Genomic DNA, 16,474 nt, shown 5'->3' on the forward strand with positions numbered 1-16,474 from the left:
TTCTGCTGGCTTACAGCAGTCCGTCTAACAGGGAATACAGCAAGTTAAACGGCTTGTTGTAGTCAATCTGCTGGTCTTGCTCAGAGGCCTGCATGACCGCCCCGCTGCCCTCCAGCACGTTGTCCACGAAGTCATCGAGTTCCAGGTTGGCTTCCTGAATATCCGAATTGGCAAACTCGATGATGGTGGTGCAGTGGCTCTCGTTCACATCACGGAACCAGGGCAGGAAGTAGCCAAAGTTATCCAGGTTGGACAGGGTGTTTTTCAGGCGGTTGGTGTCTTGATACCAGCGTTCGTGGAGCAAGGCTTCTTTAGTGGCCTGATCCGGCGCATTCTCGATTTCCGGGTAAAACCGCTCATAGGAGTAGGAGGAGTAGTTCAGATCCTGCCAGAAGTGCGTATGCCCCATTCGATCATCCGGTAACTGTGCGGACAGCGCTGCATACAGCGATCCCAGATCGTTCAGGTTCAGCAGCGGCAGGCCCGATTTCAGATACGCCAGAGGCCCCGATGCGCCATCCAGCCCCCAGGCGATGCGAATAAAGTTCTGCAACAGCACGGAAGGATAAACGTTGGGATCACCATTGACCGGCGCACTGAACGCGGGCCCGGAATCGTTGATCAGGTAGCCGCGATTGGGCGCCATGTCCCGGCGGAGCGGGTAGTAGTTGGTCAGGCTGCCCAGGCCGCCGGCGCTGCACCCGGTGGTCAGCATCTGCTTGGGCCGCTGCAGGTTGTCCTTCAGCCAGGACACCACCGCCCGGGTGTTCCGCAAGCCATTGTGATGCCAGACCAGCGGTTCGGCCTGGCCGGCCGGATCCTCGTACACCGCCACCTTATCGCCCGAATACACATCACCCGTGCAGTAGGGGATGTACACCATGTTCCAGCCCTGGGTCTTCACTGAGGTCAGCGGGTTCAGCCTGACCACAAACGGGCTGACCAGACTGGCACCGGGGTTGGTGAGGTCCATGTAGTTGTCCGGGATACCATCCGGGTTGCGTGCGCCCCGTATGCCCGACTGTCCGGAACAGCTCTCGTAATCCCAGCAGGCACCGCCACCCTCAAGGTACACAATGGTGTTGCTGGTGCTGGGCACGCGGTTAACAAAGAACTTGTACGGGGAGCCATTACCACAGACGGCACCGGTCTCCGCGGACAGTTGCACGGTTTGCCAGGTGTAGTATTTGGCCGGCGAAAACCCGTCATTGAAGCCGGACGGATTGGCCAGCAACGGGAAAAGTCCCTCGCGCTGGGCGGGGGTAACCGGGTTGTCTGCCGCCGGCGGTACAATCAGGTTTCGGAGTGTTCGCCAAAACCCGTAATCCCCCAGCTCAGCAAACGCAGAACCAGAACACCCTAGCAGTAATGCAAATACTAACAGTTGATTTTTGAATACCAATTTCACTGTTCGTTCTCCGTCATGTTGTTGTTATTGGCAACCGGCAAGAAACAACAACCGATCTGAAGCGAAATTAGACGGGAAAGTGAGGACGGACCAAGCCGGGGTCTAGAACGGATAGACGTAAAAAAAGGAGGGTAATAGCTTTGAGACAAAAGCTCTAAAATTCATAAGATTAGAGAACGCATTCTGAGGAGTAGCTATTGATTTGGCCCGATAAGCCAAACGGCAGAAACCGCTTCGCAGAGCGATAAACCATCATGGCGGACCGATCTCGCAGGCCAGCACCAGCGCCCAGAATTCCGAGAAGTCATTCACCACCACATCCGGCTTGTCCGGGTGTTTGTGGGTGCCGGGGAAAATCCGGTTCAGCCAGGGCTGGTCCCACTGGGCGCCGTTGAAGAACACGGACGTCATGCCCGCCCGCTTGGCGGCAATCACATCGGTGGTGCTGTCACCCACGTACCAGACGCTCGGATCCGGCGGATAATCCAGTTTCTGCACCGCCAGCAGCAACTGATCCGGATGGGGTTTGCGCAGCGGCGTGTCATCGCCGCACACATCGGCATCAAACAAGTGGCTCCAGCCAGTGCCTTCCACCGCCGCCAGCTCGTGCTCAAAAAACTCCCGGTCCCGGTTGGTGATCACCCCCACCTGCATGTGCAGGCGATGCAACCCTTCCAGCACATCCCGCACCTTCGGCTCGAACGCTTTCACCGTGCCGTAGTGGGTGCGGTAGTGGTAATTGAACGCCCGGTGGGCAATCTGCTTGGCTTCCTGATCGTCACCGAACAGCACCTCGAAAATATCGGTGCGGGAGATTTTCCGGTCCGCCTTCACCTTCGGGTGCAGCCTGGCATACTCCCGCACGTAAGCCACCAGCCGGGCGTCTTCCGGGGTCTTACTGTCCTCCGGTGCCACCATGCGATCCATCAAATCCAGCTTGTGGAAATCCGGCAGCATGTCGTCCACCGCGTGGTACATGGCATCCAGGGTATCCACCAGGGTGGCGTGCCAGTCGAACAGCACCACCGACGGGCGGATCAATTTGACCAGCGCCGGGTGCCAGTCGGCTTCTATTCTGGGTTCCGGACGCTCGGGAGGTGGAAACGGTCTGGGGCGCACCTCCGCTGGCGCCTGCAAAAAAGCGCTCGGTTCCCGGCGCTCCAGCAGAGCCAGCAAGTCCAGTAACTCTTCGAAGCTTTCCACAATCGCCGCCGGCGCATCGCGGGACGAAAACCAGCTGTCGATTCGGGCCTGCTCCCAGCCAGCCCCGTTGTAAAACACACCGGCCACGCCGGCCCGGTGGGCCGTCAACATGTCGACGAAACTGTCGCCCACGTACCAGGCCCGGTCGTCCGCCGGCACCCCCAGCTGCTCCAGAACCTTCAGGATTACCTGAGGGTCCGGCTTGTATTCGGTCACGTCGTCGGCGCATACGGTGGCGTCAAACAGATGCTGCCAGCGCCCCTCGTCGACGGTGCGCAGCTCCTTATCCAGAAACTCGCGATTGCGGTTGGTGGATACCGCCAGCTTGATGCCCAGCGCCTTGAGCGCCGACAGGTACTCGTAGGCGCCGGGCTGGAAGGGTTTTACCTGGCCGAAATAACGGCGGTAAGCCGCGTTATAGGCCTTGTGAGCAATTAGCTTGGCGTCCCGATCCTCGCCGAAAATGGCGTTAAAAATATCGGTTCTGGACACCCGGCGTTCGGCGAGTATGCGTGGGTGCAGCCGACGGAAAATCCGGATGTAGCGCACCAGGCGGGCGTCATCCTGTGTCAGGCACTGATCCTCGGGCAGTAATCGCTCCACCAGGTTCAGCTCTTCCAGCTGAGGCAACATCTCTTCCATGGCACTGAACATGGCGTCGTGGGTATCCACCAGCGTACCGTGCCAATCGAAGATCAGCACCGAGGGGGCGGGAAGGGACTCGGTAAATCGGGCCATAGACTGCCTCCGTCTGGAACCGGCCGGACTCGTAACAACCTGTCGGTAAAGATAAACACAGTTGCGCCTCCTTGCACATCCGACCGCCGGGTAATCCCCGGAGCGTCTGGCAACGTACTTGCTGTAACCCGCGTCGAGAAACAACGGAGTACCGTGCACACCAAACCCCACCTGCCCTCAAAAATCTGCCCCGTCTGCCATCGCCCCTTCCACTGGCGAAAAAAATGGGCCGGGGACTGGGACACCGTGCGCTACTGCAGTGAACGGTGCAGGCGCAACCGGAGCCGAGCAAAATGACCACTGTCGTCTGGTTCAAACGCGATCTCAGAACCCGTGACCATGCCCCCCTCGTGGCCGCTGCGGAACTCGGTGAGCCGGTGCTGCCCGTGTACATCGTCGAGCCCGACTACTGGCAGCAGCCCGACACATCCGCCCGCCAGTGGGCATTCACCGAAGACGCCCTGACGGACCTGCGCCGGCAGCTGCGGAGCATGGGCAGCGATCTGCTGATACTGACCGGCAACGCCCGTGAGGTTCTCGAACGCCTGCACCGGAGCACACCGTTCAGCCGAGTTTTTTGTCACCAGGAAACCGGCGGGCGATGGACATTTGACCGCGACAAAACGGTGATTGGTTGGTGCCAGGAGCACAACATCGAGTTCCGGGAGTGGCAACCCTACGGCGTGGTTCGCCGCCTCAAAGACAGAGATCTGTGGGACAGGGCGTGGAACACCCTGATGAAACCAACGCCGTTACCCGCACCCGCGCACCTGCCCCATTGCCCCGAATTCAGGCAGCTGATTCAGCCAGTCGCCGCTCCGGAGATGGCAGACGACTCCCCCTGCCCGGATCGCCAGGCCGGTGGCAGCCAAAACGCGGACAAGTTGCTGGCATCGTTTCTGGACCGGCGCTGTGTCGGTTACCAGTACAACATCTCCAGCCCGCTTACGGCCGTGCGGGCCTGCTCCCGGCTCAGCCCGCACCTTGCCTACGGCACCATCAGTTTGAGGGAGGTTTACCAGGCGGCCAAAGCGACGGGCCAGGACACCAACACCCTGCCCCGGAAAAAGCGCAGCCTCACCAGTTTCCGCTCCCGCCTGCACTGGCATTGCCACTTTATCCAGAAGCTGGAAGACGAACCGGAACTCGAGTTTCGGGCCATGCACCGGGAGCTTGAACCCCTGAAACGCGCGGGCGACCACTCCGAACGTCTGCAGCGCTGGCAGGAAGGCCAGACCGGCTGGCCGCTGGTGGACGCCAGCATGAGGGCTTTGCACCACACCGGCTGGAGCAACTTCCGGATGCGGGCTATGCTGATGGCGGTGGCCAGCTACCACCTCTGGATCCACTGGCGCGCACCGGCGCTTCATCTGGCGCGGCAGTTCACCGACTTCGAACCCGGTATTCACTATCCGCAGGCGCAGATGCAGTCGGGGCTGACCGGCATCAACGTCTGGCGCATCTACAATCCGGTGCTGCAGAGCCAGAAGCTGGACGCCGAAGGCGAGTTCATCCGGAGCTGGATACCGGAGCTTCAGGGTGTGCCAACCGAGTTTATCCACACGCCCTGGCTAATGACGCCGGCACAGAAAGAACGCTATGGCGGCAACACCTACATCGCCCCGGTGTGCGACCACGAACAGGCCGCACGGGCGGCTCGCAAGGCCATGGGCGAATTCTATAAAAGTCAGGTTTCCCGGGACGAAACCCAGCGGGTGCTCAAGCGCCACGGCAGCCGCAAGGGGCCGGCCCAGCGCCGACCCCGCCCCGGGCCGAAAAAGGCCGCCAGCGACGCCCAACTTCCGCTCTTCGACTAGCCACCTTGATAGGAAGAGCGCTGGACCGGGCCTTGGGCAGCCTGGTCCATCAGTTCCGGTTCATCTGCTGCTGGTGGCGGAACATCTGTTCCATCATCAACTGCATCTGATTCATCCGTTCTTCCATCATGCTCATGCGCTGATCAACGCTCGGTGGATTACCACCGGACTGCTTTCCGGAGCCTGGCTGACCTTGTTTCTTGCCCTGCCCCTGATTGCCATCCATCATGCCCTGACCCTGATTACCACCCATCATGCCGTGGCCCTCGCCAGTACCGCCCATCATGCCGGGCCCCATCATGCCCTTGTGCATCAGTTTCATCTGCTCTTCCATCGCCTTCCGATGTTCCTGCATCAGGCGCTGCCGCTCGGCTTGAGAACTGGCATCGGGAACCTGTTGCATCATCTGATCCATCCGGGACCAGTTCTGATGCATTTGCTCCATCTGTTCGGGGCTCATCATCATGCCCGGCCCGTGCCCGGAGGCCGGCCCGTTGCTGCCGTGGCCCAGGGCCCAGGCAGGTGTCAGTGCCAGCACGCCAATGGCGAGCATTCGTTGCATTGTAAGCATTGTTAATCTCCTTAACGGGTGACGCTGAACGCTCTTACAACTTAGATCCCGGGCCGGAAACTGTCACATCAAGCCCGCATGGATATAGCACTCAGTTGATCTGTATCATTTTGAATCGATGCCTGCCACGATGGCCTGATTCCAAACCGCTCCGGTTTGTTGTTCCTGTGATCGTTGGGGGTTATGGTGCAGGGAGCAGCTGATTGCCAGACAACCTTGAGCAACCGGTTGTCCCTGCAGTAACCACAGAGTCTTTACCAAGGGAATTACTTTTAACTGGGAGTAATCATGGCCTGTACTTGTTCCGCCCCCGAGCCCCAAGGCCCCGCCCCCGGATTCCGCCGGGCACTGTGGATCGCCCTCTGGGTAAACCTCGCCATGTTCTTCGTGGAAGGCATCGCCAGCTTCCAGTCCAACTCCGTGTCTTTGCTGGCGGACGCCATCGACTTCTTCGGTGACAGCGCCAACTACATTCTGTCGCTGAGTGTGCTGTCTATGGGCATGCTCTGGCGCAGCCGGGCTGCGATGGTGAAAGGGCTCACCATGGCCACCTTTGGCCTGGTGGTGTGGGCACGGGCCCTCTGGCTGGCCAACAGCGGCATCACACCGGAGCCATTAACCATGGGCGCCGTGGGGCTGCTGGCTCTGGTAGCCAACGTCAGTGTTGCGATCTTGCTGTTCCAGTTCCGGGAGGGGGATTCCGACATGCGTTCGGTGTGGCTGTGCAGCCGCAACGACGCCATCGGCAACATCGCCGTTATGCTCGCCGCCGTGGGCGTGTTCGGCTCGGGCAGCGCCTGGCCCGATCTGGTGGTAGCCGCAATTATGGGCACCCTGGCCGTCACCGCCGGCGTCAGCGTGGTTCGCCATGCCCGTGCCGATGCCGCCGAAGCGAAAGCCTGTGCCACAGAGGTGGCTCCGTCCGGGTCGTCCGCCCAGTCCAACTAGAACGCCAGCGACACCATCACCGGGATATAAATCAGCGCAAACAGGGTCGACAGCAACACAGTGCCGGCCACCTGCCTGGGATGAGAATCCAGCAAGGTTGCGATGACCACCGTGTTCGCCGCAATAGGCGTGATGGAAATCAGGAACAAGGCCTTGTGCACGGCAGGCTCGTACAGCCCCAGTACGTGCACATCCAGCCACCAGAAAATGATCACCACCAGCGGCCAGCTCACGAACTTGCCCCAGAACGCCAGCGCGGTGAACTGGATGTTGCCCGCCAGCCCCCGGAAGCTGGAAATGCTCATGCCGATGATCATCATGCCCAGAATGCTGTAGGCGCCCCGCAGGTTGTCGAACAGCGGCACGAAGGTGTCGGGAATGCCGAAACCGGACAGGTTCAGGGCGACGGCCAGAGCAAAGGCATACACTGAGGGCAGCCGGGCCACCCGGAGCAAGGCATCCTTGAAGTCATAGCGCCCGCGCGCCGCCAGATAAAAGCCCACGGAGGTTTCAAACAGGGTGCACCCGAGCATGCATACGATGTACAGCGCCAGCCCTTCTTCCCCGAACAGCAGCAACGCCACCGGTATCCCGAAGTAACCGGTATTGCCGGATCCCACGCACAAGGGAAGCATGCGCTCGCTGCCATCGGACAGAACCGACCGCCCCAGTTTCAGGTGAACAATCGCCAGCAGTGAGGCAATGCCAAATACCAGAAACGGCAGAAAGATCACTTCCAGGGACAGCGGCGCAGCCATAACACCCGAGAACACCACCGACGGCGTGACGATGTACAGCATAATCCCGGCGATGTGCTTACCACTGGCCTCCAGAAACCGGCCTGCGATCCAGCCCAATACGACGGTGACATACAAGGGAATGAGCTTGACGAACAAAGCCAGCGCGGCAGCCATGGGTTCTCCGGAACGGCAACAAGGAAAACGCGCAGTGTACCCCGATCCCCGGATGGGCTGCACTGTCTGGCACTGCCCGACCACGCCGCCGCGCACATGCTCTGCCGATCGCGCACAAAAAAGGCAGCAGGGATTGCCTGCTGCCAGGGTACGCAACGAACAACGCACAGAGGTCAACGCACTTCGTGTACTAAACTGATATACGCGGCTGACAGACAATCGGGTTCACTGTCACCTATTGAAATATTTTACGCTTTGATCAAAGGAACTGACCAACCCTCAGATTACCAAACAAACATTTGCGTACACCTGTACGCTCAAGTAGGGTACGCCTATGTCTACACAGAATCCCGACCCAATGCCCCACCCAGACAATGCCCCGGCGTCGATTCACCACCGTATTGAGGAATGGCTGAACAGCGCCACTCATGGTATCGGCGCAGTTCTGAGCGTGATCGGGACCATCGTTCTGGTGGCCGGAGCCAGTCAACTGGATGACAACTGGAAACTGGTCAGTTTCAGTGTTTTCGGTGCTTCCCTTATCCTGCTGTACCTGGCGTCCGCCCTTTACCACGGCACCCGGCACCCGGAGCTTCGAAAGTTATTCAAAACTCTCGATCATTGCGCCATCTTTTTATTGATCGCCGGGACCTACACGCCCTTCCTGCTGGTCAACATGCGCGGAACCGTCGGCTGGACGCTGTTCGCCATCGTCTGGTCACTGGCGCTGACGGGGGTGGTGCTGAAGATCATCTTCAAGAATCGTTTCAAGCTGGCTCGGGTCGGCATCTACATCGCCATGGGCTGGCTCATCATCTTTGCTTCTTCCGACCTCGTCGCCAACCTGAGCGACACCGCCCTGACACTGATGTTTGCCGGCGGCATCGTCTACACCGCGGGCGTTGCCTTCTACCTGGCCGACCGCACGCCTTACATGCACGCCGTATGGCACCTGTTTGTTATTGGTGGCAGTGCCTGCCACTTCAGTGCGATCTATTTCGGGGTTCTGCCACACGCCGTGTGAGGCAGGCCCGGCTCAGCTCTTTTTGGCCCATTCTCTCGTTCACCTCGAAAAAACCACCCCCCCTGTTACACTTTGTTACGTATCACGGATTGAGACACATTGCCGGAAGGGACAAGCCGACCAACGATAAATAACTGGAACAAGGGGACGAGCAATGAAATATCTCAGGTTCGGATTAACCCTGCGCTTTACTTCACTGGTTGTAGGCCTCCTGGCTTCAGTCTCTTTCGCCCACGCCTTTGACAGCTTTCGAATATTCGGTGACAGCCTGTCCGACACAGGCAATGCAGCCATTCTGACTGGCGGGCAGGTGCCGGAACGCTTCACCAATGGCCCGGTTGCCGTGGATGTACTGACTGGCTTTTACAATCAACAGGCCGTGCCCTTCCTGGCCGGCGGCAACAACTACGCCGTTGGTGGCGCGACGGCCCTGGGGAGTGAAACCCAGTTCGACGCAAACCTTCCCAGCCAAGTGAATGCCTACTTGGCGGGCAACAGCCTGCAAGCCGACCCCAGCGCATTGCACGTCGTTGTCGTTGGCAGTAACGATCTGTTCGATGCCCAGGATATCCGTCAAACCTCGGTAGCGGAGGAGTCGAGTCCAGCTCGCCAGGATATCCGCAAGGCTGCAGAACAAAGAGTCAGTGATGCAGTGGCATCCATCGAGTTACAGCTGTTCAAGCTTGTATTAGCGGGCGCCCAACATGTGCTGGTAGGGAATGCGCCGGATATTAGTCTGGCGCCCCGCACCGACGTTATTGTCGATAGCCTGAAAGCGGCTGCTGACGACCAACAGGAAACCAAACGGGCCGAGAAATTCTACACATACACATCCCGCTTGGCGGCCCAGTTCAACCAAGAACTGGCAAGTGCCGTGGCACGGATCGAGACCCTGACAGGTATCGATATTATCGAGTGGGACCTAGCCGGCCTCCTGAACAGCCAGATTGAAGACGCCGATGTGCTGGGCTTCACCAATACCGAAGACAGCTGTCTGGCCGACCTCCAGTTTCCGGCTTGCGAGGGCTACATCTTTTTCGATGCCGTCCACCCGACCACCGCCGTGCACCAGAACGCTGGCGCTCAACTCATCCAGCTCACAACGCCCTGAGCGCAGGGCCGGTCTGCACCTTAGCGTGCAGACCGGCTTACAGCCAACGCAGACTATTGGCGCAAACACCCATTCCGCTATACTCCGCCCAGATTCACCGGACGGAACAGACAATGACAAAGTGGCTGGTCAAATCAGAACCGGATGAGTGCGGCATTGACGACTTCGCTCACTCCCCGAACACGGTTATTCCATGGGATGGCGTGCGCAACTACCAGGCCCGCAACTTCCTCGCTCAGATGGCTCCGAATGATGAGGTCTTTCTGTATCACTCCAGCTGCCGGCACATCGGCATCGCCGGCATCATCAGAGTCGTGAAAGCTGCCTACCCGGACCCCGCCCAGTTCAATCCAGACTCGCCCTATCACGACCCCAAAAGTTCGCCGGACAAGCCACGCTGGCAGGCCGTCGACTTTGCCTTCGTTCGAAAGCTGTCCCGACTGATTCCTCTGGACGAGCTCAAATCCCTCGACGGGCTGGAGCAATTACCACTGGTTCGCAAGGGAAGCCGGCTATCGGTTATGCCCGTCAGCGAAGCGGAGTGGCAGATTATCCTGCAGCAGGAGTAAGTCCTTAAAGCATGGTCACATGCAGCCCGGGCAGTCCTGGGGTAAGCTCTGGTCTCGAAATCTTTGGCAGAGACCGAGCGGCACGATCGCCAGGCTATCTCAAGCTCGCTGCTGCCCATGGCCGGAACACGACAGAAGACTCAGACTATGGCAATCACTGCACGAACCGTATTGGCAATTATGTTCCTCAGCGTCCTCGCAGGCTGTTCCACAGCCCATCCGGGTGCCGGAGGCAGCTGGAAGGGTTTCACCGAAACGGGCCAGGCGTCTTTTTACGCGGACAAATTTCAGAACAGAACAACCGCCAGCGGCGCAACCTTCAAACAGGAGCGGGATACCGCAGCCCACAAAACGCTGCCCTTCGGTTCGATGGTCGAAGTAACCAACACCGCCAATGGCAAAAGTGTCGTGGTCGAAATCAATGATCGAGGCCCCTTTGTCGAAGGCCGTATCATTGACCTCACCAAATCGGCATTCAGACGTATCGGCAACCCGTCTCTGGGGTTGATTGACGTTGAAATTGAAGTGCTGAGATAGTGCTGAGGCAGCACCGGGCACCTGATCCGACTTGATTCAGTGCATGCAAGAAGGGCCTCTCGACGCGCACGACGGATGTGCGCCCGGAGGGCCATATACTGGTCTCTGCACTATAGATTGCCCCTCCCGGGATCATTAGAATTGCCTGTCCCGACTTCATCTGGAGTACCCGCATGTCCCCGGAAATGAACCCTTCGGAGGGTTTCAACCAATTACGCCGCATTGAATCCAGCAAGATTTTCCAGGGCGTTGTCATTGCCATCATCATTCTGTCAGCCCTGACGATCGGCGCAAAAACCTACGATCTGCCGGCCTGGGCCGAACACAGCCTGATCCTGACGGACAACGCCATCACGCTGTTCTTCCTGGTGGAAATCCTGTTCCGGTTTGCCGCCTGCCCGAACAAGCGCAAGTTTCTGCTGGATGGCTGGAACCTGTTCGACACCATCGTGGTGATTGGCAGCCTGATCCCGCTGAACAATTCCGAGGCAGTGTTGCTCGGCCGGCTGCTCAGGGTATTCCGGGTACTGCGTCTGGTGTCGGTGGTGCCGGAGTTGCGACAGCTGATCAACGCCCTGCTGAAGGCCATCCCCCGCATGGGCTACATCGCCCTGCTGATGTTCATCATCTTCTACATCTACGCTGCCATGGGCGCGATCTTCTTTGCGGAAGTGGATCAGAAACTCTGGGGCGATGTCGCCATCTCCATGCTGACGCTGTTCCGGGTCGCCACCTTCGAGGACTGGACCGACGTCATGTACGCCACCATGGAGCAATACCCGCTCAGCTGGCTGTACTACCTGACGTTCATCTTCCTCACGGCCTTTGTGTTCCTGAACATGATGATTGGCGCAATCCTTGAGGTCATGGGCGAAGAACAGAATGCCCTGCAGGCTCAGAAGGCCCATGACGAGCGGGATGAAATCGTCAAGCAGCTGCACGCGGTGCAAAGCAAACTGGATGAACTGTCGCGAAGGCTGGAACGATAGCGGGATACCCGCCATTCCCCGGGATTAACCCCTGCCGCGTGGGATGACCCGGCAACGGGGTTTACCCGGGATATCAGGCTAGCGATCTTCCGAGCTGTGCAAAAACCAGTTGTCGTCTTCATCAAGACATATTTGCAGCTCGGTTTGCTTGAACAGCTCGTTCGACTTACGGCTTCTGAGCGCCACCAGCCGACAGTCCATGGAATCAATCACCACAGAAGAAAGTAGCTCGAACTGCAGGGAAATCGTCGGATCTTCGGTCACAAAGGTCTGAATGTCGCCGATTTGTGCAATATTCAAAAAAATCTGCATTTGCTCCTTGAGCTTGGCCTCGTCGCTGGCGGACAGTTTGGCGTTCGAAGGCAACAGAAAATCGGTGACATTCCCCAAGAGTTTTACCGGGGCTTTGAATATCCCCGAAATCACCCCCGTGAATACGTTTTCTCCGGCCTTCGAGGCGATGTCATCGGCTTCCAACACAATTCGCTCGACCCGGCTGAGCGTTGGGGGAATGGTTTCCCGAATACGGCGACTTTCGTCCAGCACCTGCGGCACCAGAGCCCGATAGGCCTCCAGTTCCGCGAGCACCTCCGGAATCAGCACACGAACCCGCGCGGCCTCTGCCCGAATCATCTCGGACTCTTTTCTCATCAAGCCCACTTGCTCAAGCACCGGAGGCAGGCTTTCCCGAATGGCCGCTGATTCCGCCAATAGCTCTGGAACCAGCAGGCGCACCGCCGCCACCTCGGCAACCACTTCTTCGACCAGAATTCGGGCCTGCTTCGATTCCTCCAGAAATTCCGGCGCCAGCTCGACCACTGGAGCGAGCGATTCCGCGACACCCTCCGTCTTGGCCACGATCAGTTCAACCCGGTCTGCGGTTTGCAGCAAGGCATAGCCGAGGTAGAAAATGGACGCTGCCAAAAGCACGATGCCGAATGAATGAAAGCCTTGCAGGATCGTCTTCACGGGTTGTAATCCGCCCCTGGAGAATCAAGGTTCAGGCGTTGGATGTTGCCCCAAAGGCGGGAAATATAGTCCGGCGGGAAGGTATAAACGGGCAGATCGGTCTGCCGAACCAGCCCCCGCTCCTCAGGCGTAAGACCGTAGTACAGGGTCATGAGGATATCGCTGCTGGCCCAGGGGCTCTGGCGAAAATAGTGATGCCCATTGCCTGATGTCGCGCCTTCGGCTTCGGTCACGTTGATAAAACTCATCTGCCCGCGCAGCTTTTCCAGCGCCTGGCGCGCTTGCGGGTGAATCTCGTCACCGCCCTCCGTCCACAGCTCGCCCAGGCGGCGTTTGTTGGTCAGGAATCGTGAGATACCGAGTGCCTTGTCCTCTGACGATACGTAGATCGAGAGATGCCGACACACATTCAGCAAACCGTCGGCCAGTGCGTTGCCAAAGGCCGCCCGATCGATGTCGCTACCCACCAGAATGACGTTACCAATGCGCAGGTCTTGCTGGATTTCCTCCTTGGTGCGGCCCTGATTGATCAACGCCAATTGCTCCAGCGCCTGCACCACCAGCCGCGTACCGTTGCTGTAACCGATAATGTGAATTTCTTCCGCGTTCGTTTTTTCGGCCACCCCTTCAATCAGCAGCCGCAGGTTTCTGGCGTAACCAACCGCCGTATCGGAATCCTTGATGTAGGCCAGCCGGTGGGGTGTCGATGGCCAGGCGTAGGCAATAAAGGCGCCCCGATATCCCAGGAAGTGCCAGAGCTCTGCCGAGACCAGCAGCGGGTTGACGAACGTCACCAGATAGCCGTGGGTATACAGATAAATATCTTTCGAGGCCGAATTGGCCAGTTGCGCATTGATTGCTGCGGCAAACTGATCCACCGCATCGGGAGGCATGGGGGCTTCCTCAGGCAGATCGGCATCGGCCCAGAAAGGAATCGTCTCGGTGACAATGCCCCATTCGGTGACATCCCGTATCTTTACCGGAAACTCTTCCGTTCGGGCTTTCAGCAGGGACACTTCGCGCGCCTGTTCCCAGGTCAGATCGCCCTCGCCCATCTGGATTTCCGCGTACCCCAGGCGCAGCACCTGGCCACGCTCGTTGCGATAAAAGAGTTCGTCGTCATCGGGGCCCGCCGGCTGGCGATCGGTGGCGTAGAGAATGCCGTCGTAAGGAATATCCAGGAAGGGATTGCTCTTGGGCAAGGGGTTAAACAAGCCATCACCATACACATCCGGAGGCGGCATGAGCTCCAGTTGACCGACAGGCTTCTGCGCACAGGCAACAACCAGCTGCGACAGCAGAACCACGAGGGCATACCGCAAAAACCTCTGGCAGTCGACGGAGTCACTGCACCTCATGGCCACTCTCCTGAATGCCCGCCAACGGGCACGGGGTGCGGTTCACGGGGATTTACGCTCGTCGTCAGTAGGCGATGGCCTCGACGGTTATACACTGTTCCAGATACCCGAATTGCCAGTTTGTGCGATCGTCGATCGCGATATCGGCGAGGTACCGCGCACCTTCGCGGGCATTCTTGGCCGCCCGAACCGCCTCGCTGGTCGAGACGCCGTCGCCCATGGGCAACACATAGAGGAACTTGGTCTGACAACTACTGCCCTCGACCTTGCCCAGCGGCTCTGACCCTTCGATAGCACCGCCGCCAACGTAACTGATGGGCGCGTAAGAGCCATGAAAAGAAGAGGAACATGCCGTCAACGCAAACACCATAAACAAGGCCACACCACTCTTTCCCATTCCCTCGCATCCCATCAGCCAAGTCCCTTTACCACAGATTGGACAACATTCCGCCAAAGCGCAAAGCAGTACGCTTCTTCCAGCCCAAGCGTCGTGCCGATCATGCCGGCATCGGTTGAAAGGGCTGTGTGCAGTTAAGTGTCGCCCCAGAACACACTTTGGGGGTAACCGATGTTCAGGTAAGCCGAGTACTCTTTCTCGCCGACATGATCCTTCTCTGTGGGTCCCGAGCCATAACCGGCGGAGGAATCTGCCGCCGATGCCCATGGCACAAACAGGATCATCAAGGCGGGGATCAGGCAGGTTCTGAGTGTCACGCTCATGTGTCGTTCCTTGTTTCGCACTCGGAATTCAGGCTGAACGAAACACCACACTTCTCCGTAGGCGGCCGGCAGTTCTGTCCTATAACTTTTTCGCCTTCGGCGGCGCCCAGTTCGTGTATTGTTTGGGACTTGGCGAGGACAACGGCATGATCACGCTCAGGTCCTGTTTGCGCTTGCGCGCTCTGTGTCGGTTAGGTTTCGTCGACCCGCGGAGGCCCGAAAACCTCGGATTCCTCAAGGCCGGGCACGTAGAAACGAAAACCGCTGTCAATGCCATAATCGCCGCGATTCAGGGGCAGCCAGTTGTCTGCTGGCACGCCCTCGGGCTGACTGGCCGCATCAGTGCTGGCGCCGTTTTCATGCAGGCGCTGCTCGCCGTTATCGAGACTGTCTGTGAGAGCGCTGTCGACGTCGTACGAGGTGAGCCCGGAAAGTGTGATGGCGGTGGAGGGCGTTGTCGTCTGGCCCGTCTGATCCCACAACAGACTCGCCACCATCAGACCGGTCAAGAGTGCCAGCTGGATGACAAAGCCTTTGGTTGTGCTGCCAGCGTTGGCTCGCAGGAGACCAGAAGAATGGCAAAGCATGACGTATCACCCCACATTCATGTGTTCAGGTTAATCCCAGCGCAAAACCGGTGAGCCTGCAAAGAGAGCCCTTCGCAGGTATGAAGTCTAGTACAGCATTGCGGAATTGCGGTGTCTGATGGACTGAACTGAACCCGACTTGAGCCAGATCAGTTCCCACCAAACCCGCGCCCCGGTTGCCCCCGCGGGCAATACCGCTCTTGCGACCGCCGACATGAAAATCCGCGAAGGACCGCCTCTGGAATCCCCCCCCGGCAGCGGGTATGTTGTGTGAATGCCGCGACCGAAGACACTGCGATTAACCCGGACCGGAAGACCGCTAACTGACCCGCACCTGAATCAAGGAAGATGAATCCATGCGCCCGAACCTGCCACTGATCTGCCTGCTCTGCCTGCTTGTTGCCGGCCCGGCCAACGCCGAGCAAGAACTGCCTGGCCGCGACGATATTCGCCAACAGACCGGCGCGTTCATGGACATGGTGGCCAGTGGCCGGATTCTGCCCGCCTACCAGAGCCTGCGCCCCTACTTAGGCGTTTCTGCCGATGCTTACGACCAGTCCGGGAAGGAAGCGGCGGCTTATTTCCAGAAAGTCCGAAATACCGCGGGCGACCCGGTGGGCGCCTCCCGGGTAAAGGCAGAAGTCATTGCCGACGACTTTACCCGGGAAACCTGGCTCCAGAAGTTCGAGACCGCCGCCATCGCCTGGCGCTTCACCTTTTACCAGCCGGCCGGCAGCGGATGGCGCCTGGTGGGTGTGAGCTATTCCACCGACCTCGAAGAGCTCTACCAAACCGTTGACTGAAGGCCCTGGCGCCCTCTTCGGTAATTGCTGTCTTGGTGCCAGCCCCCGCGGATGCGGTATAATCCCGCCACGCACGATTTAATACCTGACTAATTTACTCTGGTATTGTATAATCGCTCGCCAGAACTAACGGGCGCGCCGGCCTTTTTTGCTGTTTCAGCACTGCAGCCGGCCTCTTTGAACCGGCCCGTCATCCAAAAACCGATTG

The 16,474-nt window shown here is 58.8% G+C and carries 18 protein-coding genes; 9 read left to right on the forward strand and 9 right to left on the reverse strand.

What is annotated here, in order from left to right:
• Positions 1-10: 10 nt before the first annotated feature.
• Entirely contained in the window at positions 11-1,408 is a 1,398-nt protein-coding gene (locus LPB19_RS00375) for a pectin acetylesterase-family hydrolase (protein WP_206644125.1), read from the reverse strand.
• A gap of 252 nt (positions 1,409-1,660) precedes the next feature.
• The gene (locus tag LPB19_RS00380) at positions 1,661-3,349 is read right to left on the reverse strand and encodes an HAD family hydrolase (RefSeq protein ID WP_206644126.1); all 1,689 of its coding nucleotides are present in this window, start codon (positions 3,347-3,349) and stop codon (positions 1,661-1,663) included.
• Between the two features lie 153 nt (positions 3,350-3,502).
• Between LPB19_RS00380 and LPB19_RS00385 the strand changes: the two genes are divergently transcribed.
• Positions 3,503-3,646 carry a DUF2256 domain-containing protein gene (locus tag LPB19_RS00385; RefSeq protein ID WP_206644127.1) on the forward strand — a complete coding sequence of 48 codons (144 nt, stop codon included), beginning with the start codon at positions 3,503-3,505 and terminating at the stop codon, positions 3,644-3,646.
• A complete protein-coding gene (locus tag LPB19_RS00390; protein WP_206644128.1) occupies positions 3,643-5,166 on the forward strand; it encodes an FAD-binding domain-containing protein in 1,524 nt (507 codons plus the stop codon). Before LPB19_RS00385 ends, LPB19_RS00390 begins: the two co-directional genes overlap by 4 nt.
• A 49-nt stretch (positions 5,167-5,215) precedes the next feature.
• On the opposite strand, the gene LPB19_RS00395 is transcribed toward LPB19_RS00390, so the two are convergent.
• Positions 5,216-5,737, reverse strand: a complete 522-nt coding sequence (locus LPB19_RS00395; protein ID WP_206644129.1) for a hypothetical protein — start codon at positions 5,735-5,737, stop codon at positions 5,216-5,218.
• Between the two features lie 288 nt (positions 5,738-6,025).
• On the opposite strand from LPB19_RS00395, the gene LPB19_RS00400 reads away from it, so the two are divergent.
• Positions 6,026-6,685 carry a cation transporter gene (locus LPB19_RS00400; protein ID WP_206644130.1) on the forward strand — a complete coding sequence of 220 codons (660 nt, stop codon included), beginning with the start codon at positions 6,026-6,028 and terminating at the stop codon, positions 6,683-6,685.
• On the opposite strand, the gene LPB19_RS00405 is transcribed toward LPB19_RS00400, so the two are convergent.
• Positions 6,682-7,599, reverse strand: a complete 918-nt coding sequence (locus tag LPB19_RS00405) for an AEC family transporter (RefSeq protein WP_206644131.1) — start codon at positions 7,597-7,599, stop codon at positions 6,682-6,684. The two genes, LPB19_RS00400 and LPB19_RS00405, sit on opposite strands and share 4 nt — an antisense overlap.
• Positions 7,600-7,933: 334 nt before the next feature.
• Here LPB19_RS00405 and trhA point away from each other — a divergent pair, with 334 nt between their 5' ends.
• The 5 genes from trhA (at position 7,934) to LPB19_RS00430 (ending at position 11,829) form a co-directional block, all read left to right on the forward strand.
• A complete protein-coding gene (trhA, locus tag LPB19_RS00410) occupies positions 7,934-8,623 on the forward strand; it encodes a PAQR family membrane homeostasis protein TrhA (RefSeq protein WP_228289157.1) in 690 nt (229 codons plus the stop codon).
• 154 nt (positions 8,624-8,777) lie between these two features.
• A complete protein-coding gene (locus LPB19_RS00415; protein ID WP_206644132.1) occupies positions 8,778-9,734 on the forward strand; it encodes an SGNH/GDSL hydrolase family protein in 957 nt (318 codons plus the stop codon).
• Between the two features lie 113 nt (positions 9,735-9,847).
• Positions 9,848-10,303, forward strand: a complete 456-nt coding sequence (locus LPB19_RS00420; RefSeq protein WP_206644133.1) for an EVE domain-containing protein — start codon at positions 9,848-9,850, stop codon at positions 10,301-10,303.
• 147 nt (positions 10,304-10,450) lie between these two features.
• Complete coding sequence (locus LPB19_RS00425) at positions 10,451-10,840, forward strand: septal ring lytic transglycosylase RlpA family protein (protein ID WP_206644134.1); 390 nt, start codon at positions 10,451-10,453, stop codon at positions 10,838-10,840.
• Between the two features lie 173 nt (positions 10,841-11,013).
• Positions 11,014-11,829 carry an ion transporter gene (locus LPB19_RS00430; RefSeq protein ID WP_206644135.1) on the forward strand — a complete coding sequence of 272 codons (816 nt, stop codon included), beginning with the start codon at positions 11,014-11,016 and terminating at the stop codon, positions 11,827-11,829.
• Positions 11,830-11,907: 78 nt separating this feature from the next.
• Here LPB19_RS00430 and LPB19_RS00435 read toward each other — a convergent pair whose 3' ends face one another.
• The 5 genes from LPB19_RS00435 to LPB19_RS00455 form a co-directional block, all read right to left on the reverse strand.
• Positions 11,908-12,798: a hypothetical protein gene (locus LPB19_RS00435; protein WP_206644136.1), complete on the reverse strand. Its 891-nt coding sequence runs from the start codon at positions 12,796-12,798 to the stop codon at positions 11,908-11,910.
• Positions 12,795-14,156, reverse strand: coding sequence for an alpha/beta hydrolase (locus LPB19_RS00440; RefSeq protein WP_206644137.1), 1,362 nt, complete (start codon positions 14,154-14,156; stop codon positions 12,795-12,797). The genes LPB19_RS00435 and LPB19_RS00440 overlap by 4 nt, the downstream gene beginning before the upstream one ends.
• Before the next feature lie 64 nt (positions 14,157-14,220).
• The gene (locus LPB19_RS00445) at positions 14,221-14,553 is read right to left on the reverse strand and encodes a hypothetical protein (protein WP_206644138.1); all 333 of its coding nucleotides are present in this window, start codon (positions 14,551-14,553) and stop codon (positions 14,221-14,223) included.
• A gap of 134 nt (positions 14,554-14,687) precedes the next feature.
• Positions 14,688-14,876 carry a hypothetical protein gene (locus LPB19_RS00450; protein ID WP_206644139.1) on the reverse strand — a complete coding sequence of 63 codons (189 nt, stop codon included), beginning with the start codon at positions 14,874-14,876 and terminating at the stop codon, positions 14,688-14,690.
• 191 nt (positions 14,877-15,067) lie between these two features.
• Positions 15,068-15,463 (reverse strand): hypothetical protein, encoded by a 396-nt coding sequence (locus LPB19_RS00455; RefSeq protein WP_206644140.1) that lies wholly within the window; start codon positions 15,461-15,463, stop codon positions 15,068-15,070.
• Positions 15,464-15,819: 356 nt separating this feature from the next.
• Here LPB19_RS00455 and LPB19_RS00460 point away from each other — a divergent pair, with 356 nt between their 5' ends.
• Positions 15,820-16,266: a hypothetical protein gene (locus LPB19_RS00460; RefSeq protein ID WP_206644141.1), complete on the forward strand. Its 447-nt coding sequence runs from the start codon at positions 15,820-15,822 to the stop codon at positions 16,264-16,266.
• Positions 16,267-16,474 lie beyond the last annotated feature (208 nt).

It is taken from the genome of Marinobacter salinisoli (assembly GCF_017301335.1).
In the GTDB taxonomy this organism is placed as follows: Bacteria; Pseudomonadota; Gammaproteobacteria; order Pseudomonadales; family Oleiphilaceae; genus Marinobacter; species Marinobacter salinisoli.